General features: G+C 46.3%; 6 protein-coding genes and 5 pseudogenes. 9 read left to right on the forward strand and 2 right to left on the reverse strand.

Annotated elements, in window-relative coordinates; translation table 11 throughout:
* Nucleotides 1-279: 279 nt before the first annotated feature.
* The 8 genes and pseudogenes from J3491_RS12120 to J3491_RS11620 form a co-directional block, all read left to right on the forward strand.
* Nucleotides 280-384, forward strand: a pseudogene (locus J3491_RS12120) (hypothetical protein); the annotation flags it as partial.
* A pseudogene (locus J3491_RS12125) lies at nt 364-1,473 on the forward strand (trimeric autotransporter adhesin AtaA); the annotation flags it as partial. The pseudogenes J3491_RS12120 and J3491_RS12125, both read left to right, overlap by 21 nt.
* Nucleotides 1,474-1,527: 54 nt before the next feature.
* Nucleotides 1,528-2,412, forward strand: a pseudogene (locus tag J3491_RS12130) (YadA C-terminal domain-containing protein); the annotation flags it as partial.
* 81 nt (nt 2,413-2,493) lie between these two features.
* A complete protein-coding gene (locus tag J3491_RS11600; RefSeq protein WP_192993677.1) occupies nt 2,494-2,958 on the forward strand; it encodes an outer membrane protein assembly factor BamE in 465 nt (154 codons plus the stop codon).
* A 403-nt stretch (nt 2,959-3,361) separates the two neighbouring features.
* Nucleotides 3,362-4,318, forward strand: a complete 957-nt coding sequence (locus J3491_RS11605) for a DMT family transporter (protein ID WP_207970319.1) — start codon at nt 3,362-3,364, stop codon at nt 4,316-4,318.
* Nucleotides 4,319-4,378: 60 nt separating this feature from the next.
* The gene (locus tag J3491_RS11610; RefSeq protein WP_100749932.1) at nt 4,379-4,792 is read left to right on the forward strand and encodes a PaaI family thioesterase; all 414 of its coding nucleotides are present in this window, start codon (nt 4,379-4,381) and stop codon (nt 4,790-4,792) included.
* Between the two features lie 289 nt (nt 4,793-5,081).
* A complete protein-coding gene (locus J3491_RS11615) occupies nt 5,082-7,442 on the forward strand; it encodes an ATP-binding protein (RefSeq protein WP_207970320.1) in 2,361 nt (786 codons plus the stop codon).
* Between the two features lie 24 nt (nt 7,443-7,466).
* Nucleotides 7,467-8,405: a response regulator gene (locus tag J3491_RS11620; RefSeq protein ID WP_207970321.1), complete on the forward strand. Its 939-nt coding sequence runs from the start codon at nt 7,467-7,469 to the stop codon at nt 8,403-8,405.
* Nucleotides 8,406-8,424: 19 nt separating this feature from the next.
* On the opposite strand, the gene truC is transcribed toward J3491_RS11620, so the two are convergent.
* Together truC and J3491_RS12010 are read right to left on the reverse strand one after the other, a co-directional pair.
* Nucleotides 8,425-9,183, reverse strand: a complete 759-nt coding sequence (truC, locus tag J3491_RS11625) for a tRNA pseudouridine(65) synthase TruC (protein ID WP_207970322.1) — start codon at nt 9,181-9,183, stop codon at nt 8,425-8,427.
* 711 nt (nt 9,184-9,894) lie between these two features.
* Nucleotides 9,895-10,184: pseudogene (locus J3491_RS12010) on the reverse strand (transposase); the annotation flags it as partial.
* Between the two features lie 277 nt (nt 10,185-10,461).
* On the opposite strand from J3491_RS12010, the pseudogene J3491_RS12015 reads away from it, so the two are divergent.
* Nucleotides 10,462-10,867 (forward strand): annotated as a pseudogene (locus J3491_RS12015) (transposase); the annotation flags it as partial.
* Between the last annotated feature and the right edge of the window lie 172 nt (nt 10,868-11,039).

Consider the following 11,039-nt stretch of genomic DNA (forward strand, 5'->3'; position numbering starts at 1 on the left):
ATTGCTGTTGACAGCGTAACCACCGGCAACACCGTCACTAATAGCGATGGTGTCAAAGTTGATGATGGTGCAGGCAATGCAACCACCATCACCACGGCTGGCACCAGCGTCACTGACGGTACCAGCACCAGCAACTATGGCGCTGATGGCTTTACTGTTACAGATGCAACGGGTAACAGCAGTATCTTTAATCAAGGCGGCCTCAGCTTTACAGACACCCAAGGTGATGTAACCGGTCCAAGCATTACTGCAAGTGGCATTGATGCCGGTGGTTCTACCATCACCAACCTAAAAGATGGCATAAACGCTGGCGATGCAGTGAATAAAGGTCAGTTAGACGCTATTACTGGCAATATTACCGCAGGCGGGGTTCAGTATGATCGTAATACTGATGATACAGTAAACTATGACCAAGTCAGCTTCGCTGGTACACCAGCTATCGTCGGTAAAGATGACAATGATAACGACATCGTCGTTAGTGGTGGAACGACGCTTACTAACGTTGCCAATGGTATCAACGCCTCTGATGCAGTTAATAAAAGTCAGCTTGATAGTGTTACTAAGGTCAAAGTTTTTGATAAAAACGGTGATGAGGTCACGGTAAATTTGGCAGATCAAGTGGTTAACAACAATGTAAATAACAATGACTTAGAATCTTTATTCTTAACCTACAATAAAGAAGGCCAAGAAGTCACTGATCGCTTGACCATCGGTGAGACGGTGCAAAAAATGAACACGGAAGGCGTAAAATTTGCGCATACCAATGCTAGTAGTCAAAGCAAAGGCGACATTGCTAACGGTGTGACCAATGACTCAAGCGCAGGCGGTCTTGACTCTACTGCCATCGGTGTCAACGCCATTATCGAAGCCGGCGCTGACAGCACAGTAGCCTTAGGTCATGACACGTTTGCCTCGGCCGATGCGACAAACTCTGTCGTTATAGGTAAAGGGTCAGAGGTTGCAGGTGAGTCATCAATTGCTATTGGTGATGGCGCGCAAGCGTTAGGTAATCAGTCCATTAGTATCGGTACCGGTAACGTTGTTAATGGCGATAACTCTGGTGCCTTTGGTGATCCAAGTATTATTAATGGCAGTAACAGTTACTCAGTGGGTAATAACAATACAATTAATAGTAATGACACCTTTGTCTTCGGTAATAATGTGACTCAAACTGTCGAAGGCTCGGTAGTATTGGGTACCGGCTCTGCAGCGATGACGGGCGCGGGTATCGCAGGGTTTGGGGCCGTTAGCAATGCTGCTATTGCTGCCACAACCAGTACTACAGGCGCAGTTGCTGTGGGTGATGCGGCTAATAACGTATATCGTCAAGTCACTGGCGTTGCCGCAGGTACGGCGGATTCCGATGCGGTCAACGTCTCACAGCTAAAAGCAGTCAGTGATGCGTTGGGTGATAGCAATGAAGCGCTCAGTAACGCTGCCGTGCAATACGACAAAAACCCAGATGATACTGTCAATAAAGGCAGCATTACATTAGGCGGCGCAGCAGGTACCACTATCACCAATGTCAAAGGCGGCTCTATCGCTGCAGGTAGTACTGATGCCATCAATGGTGGTCAATTGCATAATCTTGGTAGCGATGTCGCGGGTATTATCGGTGGTGATGCAACTTATGATGCAAATGGCAACCTAACTGCTAATAATATCGGCGGGACTGGTAAAGGCAACATTAGCGATGCTATTGCTTCTATTAACCAAGGTAATGCTCAGGCCAACGAAGACATCCAAGTCAATGCTGATAATATCCAAGCCAATACTGACAGGCTCGATACAGGTCTTAGCTTTGGGGCAGACACTGGGGATAATATCAACAAGCCTATTGGTGACAGTAGTGCGCTTAAGTTTGAAGGCGGCAATAATATCACTACCTCTGCCACTGGTGACGGTATCAAGTTTGACTTAAACGGCAATATCAGTGTGGACAGTGTCACGGCTGATAGTGTGACCACAGGTAATACCACAGTCAGCAATAATGGCATCACCATCAAAGAGGGTCCAAGCATGACCACAGACGGTATCAATGCCGGTGATAAAACAATCACTGGTGTCGCTGATGGCATCGAAGTCAATGATGCTGTCAACCTTGGTCAGCTTAATGCGCTGGATGGGAAGCTCAGTAACAGCGTAAATGAGCTCGGTTACAAAATCAATGAAGTAGAAGACGATGCCAATGCGGGTATCTCGGCTGCAATGGCAATGTCGTCACTGCCACAAGCTTACATCCCTGGTAAGTCAATGGTCGGCGGTGGTATCGCCACTTATAATGGTCAAAGTGCCGTGGCAATTGGTGTGTCTAAAGTGTCTGACAATGGCCGCTGGGTCATTAAAGTCAATGGCACCGCAGATACCCAAGGCAATGCTGGCGGCGCAGTGGGTGCAGGCTTCCATTTCTAATCGACCTTGCGATGTCGTGACAGCGTTTACCCGTGAGTAGACGCTGTCAACTCACTTATAAAACATATTTAGGGATGTATAATGAAAAAATCTGTATATCATTATGGCTTACTGGCAACGACGGCATTACTTTTTACGATGACGGGCTGTAGCCAAAAAAACATTTTGCCAACTTGGCACTTAACCCCTGGGGCGCAGCATGGCTCTGTCGATGCCGATGACTTGGTCTTTCCTGACCCCAACAAAGCATGGCAAAAAGGCGGTACTATCGTCAATCATGATGATGTTGCCAAGATTAGCGTAGGGACGACAAAGGATGAAATTTACAAGCTCATCGGTACACCGCACTTTAGCGAAGGTTTTAATGCTCGTGAATGGGATTATATTCTAAAATTCTATGATGCTAATAACGCAGTAGAAACGTGCCAATATAAAATCATCTTTGATGACAGCTATGAGGGCAGAATACGTGACGATGAGTTCTTTGCCACTGAGTTTTATTGGCAGCCAGCATCTTGTGCTAAATACGCACAGTTTACGCCTTGATGGTTTGATCTGTATTCACGATTAAAGGCGCACAAATAAAAGCGCATAGATGAAAGAGTAAGGCATGGTGTCTTACTCTTTTTTGCTTTTGATGGTTATGCTTGACAGCTGCTTGGTGGATTACCTGATGGAGTCACAAAGATATGTGCTATGGTAGTCGTTCTAAAGATAAGCCAAGTATTTCTAAAAGGGCTTATGTGGTTTCTTGGTTTTGCTATAAAAGGACTGGTAGCGTCAGTTTTTTTAATCTCATATGTTTATGATTAATGGGTGAAACATGGATGTTTTTTCATATTGGCAAGGGTTTTACCGCGGCCCTTACGCTAGTGGGGCCAATCATCATCGGAGTGAAACCGTATGAGTATGACGATCAACGATAAAATACGATCCGATAGGATAGCCGATGAGTACACGCATGACGCCGCCCATACGTGCGGGTAAAGCAACATGGCTTGTCCCCGTACTGTGTCTGTTGGCGGGTGGGGCACTGATCGGTGTCTCGACCAATGTGGCAAAATATGCAGGAGTGGTGGGGCTGACACCATTGGCGTTTTTGTTTTGGTCGATAGCAGGTGCCGCTCTCATACTGTTGGTGATGGCTGTACTTAGGCACGAGTTGCCACCCTTGAGTAAACGCAGCTTTGAGTATTATGTTATCGCCGCTTTGGTCAGTGTGGCGGGGTCTAATTTGTTGCTATTTTCGGCCATTCCTCATGTCGGTGCAGGGTTTGTGGCGCTGATTGTGTCGTTGCCGCCGCTGCTTACTTATCTGGCCGCGCTTACTTTACGCATGGAGCGCTTTGATGTCAGTCGTGCGTTTGGTGTGGGGGCTGCGCTACTGGGGGCGGGAGTGCTGGCGGTACATAAATTATCTGCGCCAGACACCAGTATGTTTTGGGTATTGATCGCGCTGTGTGGGCCAGTGCTGCTGGCAGTGGGTAATATTTACCGCACGTTGCGCTGGCCTGCGGGTGCCTCTCCCCACTCGCTAGCACCAGGGATGCTGTTGGCGGCGGCATTGCTATTATTATTGTGTGCAGCGTTACCGGGCTTTTCAGTGGCGTTACCGCATACAGGATGGCTGCCAATCGCTGTGATTGTCTTACAAGCGTGGCTCTTTGCTGGGCAGTTTTTGCTATTGTTTTTATTACAAAAGACGGGTGGCCCAGTCCTGCTTAGCTTATTGGGCGCGGTGGGCGCGGTCGTCGGCGTGCCAATCGCTATTTTTTTGCAAAAAGAGACGCCGCCTGAGGGATTGTTTTTAGGCGCTTCACTGATTGCGATAGGTGTGGTTCTGGTGACGTGGGGCGGGGTAAGAGTGACGGCGCGAGCAGCAAAAGACAGTGATACAAAACAGTAATAAGCAATAAGCAAAAAAGTAACTTATAAAGGAATAAGAACCGCTGAACAAGGAGCGTATATGTCGGCAACTAAAGAACAGATCGTCGCCTTTATGGCAGCAGAGTTTCCGCAGACCAAATGCGTGGTCGAGTCGGTAGATGATAAAGGGGCAGTGTTATCACATGATATTGGCATAGATGAGCTGCGCCCAGGTGGGACAGTATCAGGGCCTGTATTGATGAGCATCGCGGATGTGGCAATTTATGTGGCCATCCTCGGTAGGATCGGCATCGTACCTTTGACCGTGACCACCAGTTTGACGATTAATTTTTTGCGAAAACCCTCGTCTGAGGCTCGCATCATAGCGGAGTGTACCCTGATGAAAGTGGGACGCACCCTGATAGTGGGTGAGGTGTCGCTGTACTCAGAAGGCTCAAGCGATATGGTGGCTCATGTCGTCGGAACGTACTCGGTGCCACCAGCGCTCACATAATGCCAGTCATACAACAAATCATTTAAAGTACTATTATCTGAATTACTATCATCTAAAACATTAGTGAAGTAAAGTTTATTGTTGTTTTCTAAAAAAGCTCTTAGCGTGACTGCTGAGGGCTTTTTTATTTGTATGGTCTGAATAGTAGTAAACACCAGTTTTGTCATCATATTGTCATAACAGCGTCGTATCCTTGTGCTCACGATAAATCGTGGTTGCATCACACTCATATCTTTAGTTGTTTGTTGATATGTCGATAGCAGTCAACGCATAGCCATTAGGGATGTTTATGAAGGTTGTTGGTCGGTTTGGCAGTATCTCCACTCGTATTTTGGTTATTTTGGCACTGGCTTTTTTGCTGATTATTTTATTGGTGTACTGGGTCATACAAACCCAAGCCAAACCGCGCATTCTAGCGATGACGTCAGAGATAGTCGTAGAAACTGGCAACGAAGCCATCAATAGCATCATGGCCAGTATCAATCATGTCGATGGACTGGCCAAAGCCACCAGCACGATGGTAGGCGGCTTGCCAAAACAAGATGACATTTATAAACAAACCTTTGGCAACCTCATGCAGCAGACGGATGCGCGTATCGTGGGCGGCGGTGTGTGGTTTGATCCCAATATGTATGTACAAGGCCGCGAACGCCAGTCGTTTGTGTGGGCGCGAGATACGTCAGGCGTGATGCAGCCATTGACGCGTTATAATCAAGCCCGTCAAACGCCAACCCCATATTATCGGGACTGGTGGTACATCCCTGCGATGTATGCGCGGCACGACCACTGCGTCTGGAGCCGAGCCTACGTCGATCCTGTGAGCAATCAGCGGGTAATGACCTGTGCCAAGGCGCTGTATGACAGTCGCAATCAGGCGTTTGATGGGGTAGTGAGCTTTAATTTGTTGCTGGATAACCTCGGCGCTGCCATGAAAAAGTGGCAAGACAAGCTCGGTGGTTATGTGTTTTTGGTCGATTTGGACAATCGGTTTTTGGCCTTTCCAGAGCAATCGAAGGTCACACAAACGACTGAGAATAATCCGCAAGGTGAGGTAGTCACGGCACGGCAGCTGGCCGCCCAAAGCCCTGGTTTTGCGCCGATTGCGGACAGCTTAGAGCGTATCAATCATCAGCTGATCGATGAAGCACTGGCAAAAGATGAAGGCCGCTTTACACTCGCTGCCCGTAGTATCTTGAGCACCACCAATCTAGACAAAATTAGCGAGCAGGAGTCCAAACTGCTCTCTGCTTTACTGCTATTAAATATCGATCAGACGTTTGCGCTTGTAGACAGTCATTTGGTTGAGACTATTGCTGTGCCCGATGATTTTATATTGCAGCAGCCAGCGACCGCTTTTGTCTTTCGTATGCCGTTTACCTATTGGAAGATGGTCGTCGTCAAGCCTGATAACGATATGATGAGCGTGGCAAATGCGTTGTCTGACAAGCTGATTCAGGCCATGTTGTTGGGTTTTATACCGATCTTATTATTGACCGCATGGGTGTTTCGTCGCTACTTCACGCGGCCGCTCAAGCGGATGGCCGATGCTGTGGCTGACATGGGTGCACTGATTGAACAAAAACAATATCAGCAGTTAAGCGCGCACAAACTGCCAGCCTCAGCGGTCAGTGAAATCCATGTCATCAGTGAACAAACCAATCACCTGATCGACCGTATCGTCGAAAACGAAGGCGCGCTGGCTGAAATCAATGTCCATCTAGAAAAGCAAGTCGCAGCTCGAACCCAAGACCTACAGCAAGCCATGGATGAGCTAAAAGCCTCACAAGTGCAGCTGGTACGCTCCGAAAAAATGGCCACGCTCGGCCAGATGGTGGCAGGCGTGGCACACGAGGTCAATACCCCGCTTGGCTATGTGCGCAGCAATATGGAATTGGTGGGTGATAATCTGGGGCGTTTTGATGAGCTGATACAGCATACCGAGAAGTTATTGCAGGTCTTAAAAGCACCAAATACCCCGCCAGAAAAAACCGAGCAACTGATAGTGCAAACCTTACAATGCTGCGAGGCAATCAAAGAAGATGAGGTCAGTGAGGATTTGGCCGATTTGATTAAAGACGGGCTGTACGGCGTCGATCAGATTGCAGAGCTGGTCGTCAGCTTGCGTGATTTTTCTCGAATTGATGAGTCTAAAGTCAAAGAAGTCGATATCAATGACTGTATCACCACCTCACTTGTCATGGCGCGAAACAATCTAAAAACCCTAGACGTCAGCACAGAGCTTGCCGAGCTGCCGTTGATTCAATGCAACCCTTCACAAATCAACCAAGTGTTATTAAACCTATTTAATAATGCCGCTCAAGCCATGCCAGCCGATCGTAGAGGCACATTGCATATTACGTCATCTGTCGATGACTCCCAGCAGTACCTAGCCGTGAGTGTCAAAGACAATGGCTTGGGCATCGAGGAGAGCAAGCTGGTACAGATTTTTGAGCCATTTTTTACCACCAAAAAAGCCGGTGAAGGCACAGGTCTAGGGCTGGCTATTAGCGCGCAAATCATGGAGCAGCATCATGGACGTATGGAGGTCAGCTCAGTCGTTGGGGAGGGCACGACGTTTACGCTGCTGCTGCCTGTGCAGTCGACTGCCCATAAGAGCAAACCAGCTCGGGCTTTATTTGAAAATGAATAGACTTAAAACTATAAAGAGAATGACATGCAAAAACCAAAGATCGCCTTTATCGATGATGAACCGCGCATTTTACGCAGCTTAAAGATGCACTTTCGCCAGTCGCACGATGTGTTTACCACCACTGATGCCGCCGAGCTGATGGCGTATGTCAGCCGCCACGATGTCCAAGTGGTCATCAGCGATCAGCGTATGCCAGATAAGCAAGGGACAGAAGTGCTGCGTGATATCAAAGAGAAATCGCCAAATACCATTCGTATTTTATTGACCGGTTATGCCGATCTAAACGCGGTGATTGATTCGGTCAATGAAGGCGAGATTTATCGTTATATCACCAAACCTTGGCAAAATGACGAGCTAAAAGACGTCATCAACAAAGCGACAGAGATTGCTCAACAAACACAAGACATAGCCCCGAGTGTTTTTGGGGACACCGCACTGTCTCATTCTGCATACAGTAATGCAGCTCGCAAGCGCCATCTACTGGTATTAGACGATGACGAGCATGTCTATCAGCAAATAAAAGGTCATTTTAAGGGTGCCTATACAGTGAGCTGGGCAAACACGCTGGAGCAGGCAGCAAGCTTATTACAAAAAAAGCGCTTTGGGGTCACCATTGCTGACGCCACGCTCAACGAAGAAAACATCACGCCTGTGGTTTATGCCCTAAAAAACATCCAGCCAGACTTAATGGTGTTGATGCTGACTGAATTTAAAGATGCTCATATGGTGATTGATTTAATCAATAAAGGTCAAGTGTATCGCTGCTTACCACGACCGACCAATTTTTCTATGATGAGTATCAGTCTGGATCGCGCCTTTGATCATCATGAGCGACTACTCCAGCAGCCGATACTGGCGGCGCGCCATCAGGTCGAGGCAGTGCCTGCGTCCGAGGCGTTTAGCTTTTCTGAGAGAATAAAAGGTTTTTTTACCAAGATAAAAAGCTGGCGCATCGGTAAATAGCAGCGATGGATAACTGCGCCTAGTCTGGAATGCTCGCTGTCCAAGCAAAGGTCTCTATGATGTGACGCCACTGCTCGTCCAGTCCTGCTTTTAGTAGCAGTGGCTCACCGGTGACAGGATGGCTGAGCGCCAAACTGTGAGCATGCAGTAGCATGCGCGTGCAATCATACTGAGTACGAAAAAATCGATTGTGCCGTCCATCGCCGTGACTGGTATCACCCACGATGGGGTGAAACAAATGCTTCATATGCCGGCGCAACTGATGCTTGCGGCCAGTGATGGGCGTCAAGCGCATGAGGCTGTAGCGGCTGGTGTTGTGCTTTTTTGATACGGCAAATGGCAGCTCGATCTGTGCTAAGCGTTGCCAATGAGTCACCGCTTCTTGAGCGGGTTTGTCCACATTGGCAAACTTATCGGCGATGGCGTCTGGCTGAAAGCTTAGCGCATGATCAACAAAGCCTTGCTCTGGCATAAAGCCGCGCACCACCGCCAAATATTGCTTGGTTACCTTGCGCGTAGTAAAAGCCTCGGTCAACGAGCGCGCCACGTCCGCATTTTTGGCAAACAGTAATACCCCTGACGTCGGCCGATCCAGACGATGTACGGGAAACACATGACAGCCTACGGCATCACGGGTCAGCTGCAGGGCAAAGCGCGTCTCGCCTTTATCCAGCCAGCTGCGATGCACCAATAACCCCGCCTCTTTATTAATCGCCACCAAAAACTCATCTTCATAAATAATCTCTACTTGGCTGGCGCTATCACTTTCGATATTCATATTTTTTACCCATCTGTAGAGGCATCATTATATATCCATTATACATCGGCTGTTTTTATATATAGTCAGGTCAATATAAACAGGATACAGCGAGACTGAGATAAGTTTTACGCAGCACCTGTCGGCGCAGGCACAGCACGCAAGAAAAATTGGTACCAGTTTAGCGAATATATACAGTGTATCTCTTTTATGTAGTAATGACGATATCGCTTTTTTAGCGTCTCGCTGAAAATGACTGCTACTATCAGACTGAGCCATGCTGAAAAAACCGTAGAGAGAAACTTGATAAACTAAGCTCATTAATCGGAGTTTGCTATGATCAAGAAAGTGAGAGCCTGCAGTGACGAATTCAAAGCTAAAGCTGTCAAGAAAATAGCGAACGATAAGTAGCACCTTCTTCTTTCAGGACGGGATACATAAAAAAAGCCCCAATCATAAAGATTGGGGCTTTTCGAATCTGGTAGGCGTAACTAGATTCGAACTAGCGACCTCTACCATGTCAAAGTAGGTCAACCAAAAGCTATTAAAAAACTCCATATGGTATTAATGTATATTGCTGATTTTCAATGGTTTATTTTTTTACTAAGATGACGTCATTTTAAGTATCTCAAAGTAGATTAAGAAATCGGGCACTATAAAATTATAGCGTTTTACCTCCACTTTACCGGCGTTTAGGCGAAAAAATCTGCTATTTTTCTCTAGGGCTTGTCCCTAATTCAGTTTACTATGAATCATAGTACAAGCCAGATACAGCATAGACTTGTAATTGCGAGCCAGTTTCTCGTAGCCTGTTTCTAATGGTTTTAGAATCTTAAGCTTTATCAGCAGTGAAGTAGGTCGCATCTGTTAACATCTTTATGATGTCATCTACCGCTTGGCTGTCGTGAACGTCACCCCAGTGATTCTAAAATCAATCGGGTTTCCATGCGAGTCGATGGCGAGATGTATCTTCCGTCTGTGAATACCCATTCTTCATCAATACTTACTCGTAGGTCAAAAAAAATCGCCCCTTTATCATTATTTTTGAAATGAAGGCAAACCCTAGTTAACATGTAGCTAAAGACGAAATCATACCGTCTATCTTCTTTATAGCCCACTCATCATGTTTTGAAAGACTTACTATCCTTTAGTTGTAACAATGTTTTCATGGAAAACTATATTTTTCGATAAGCTTAACGGCGGCTTTTCTCTGAGTGAATACTGGAGGAGAGATACTAATAATTATTTTTATAAAAATGTTAGGGTTGTGTTAGATTAACATTGTGCTCAACTGCTTTTATGAGGGTAACTCATTGTAAACTAAGTCCATCTTACGCTCTTAGAGTTTTTCGCGGCTGAAGTTATTGTTAGAGCAGCCGCAAATTTGCTGGATATTTAGCCTAAAACGGCTGCACTTTTTTATCATAAAATCAGGCTTGTTATAGATTACTATCTTTCATTATAAGCTGATGCCCCTTTTGATGGTGAAGTAGAATTATATGAAAGCTACTTCGGCGATGTAGGCAAAGGCAAGTGAGATGGCGAGGCTACTGGCAAAACAGTCGTATTAGGTATTCTAATACGAAATAGTAATGTCATAGCAGACACTAAGTAAAGCACGCTCAAGCCTGTTATCGAGCGTAAAATCAAGCCTGATAGCTTTATTTATACTGATAGTTATCGAAGTTATAATACGTTAGGTGTAGGCAACTTGATAGTCATGTAGCTGACTCATGTGGATTCGACTATAGCCCCAAATACAATATAACATCATCATCTCGATATAGTCAGTTCAAAATAAAATTGTTATGCCTTGAACAAATATCATAAAACAATTTAGATAAATCATTCTCCATCCAGCCTTGGCGTAGAAACTT

Source organism: Psychrobacter halodurans (assembly GCF_017498075.1).
GTDB lineage: Bacteria > Pseudomonadota > Gammaproteobacteria > Pseudomonadales > Moraxellaceae > Psychrobacter > Psychrobacter celer.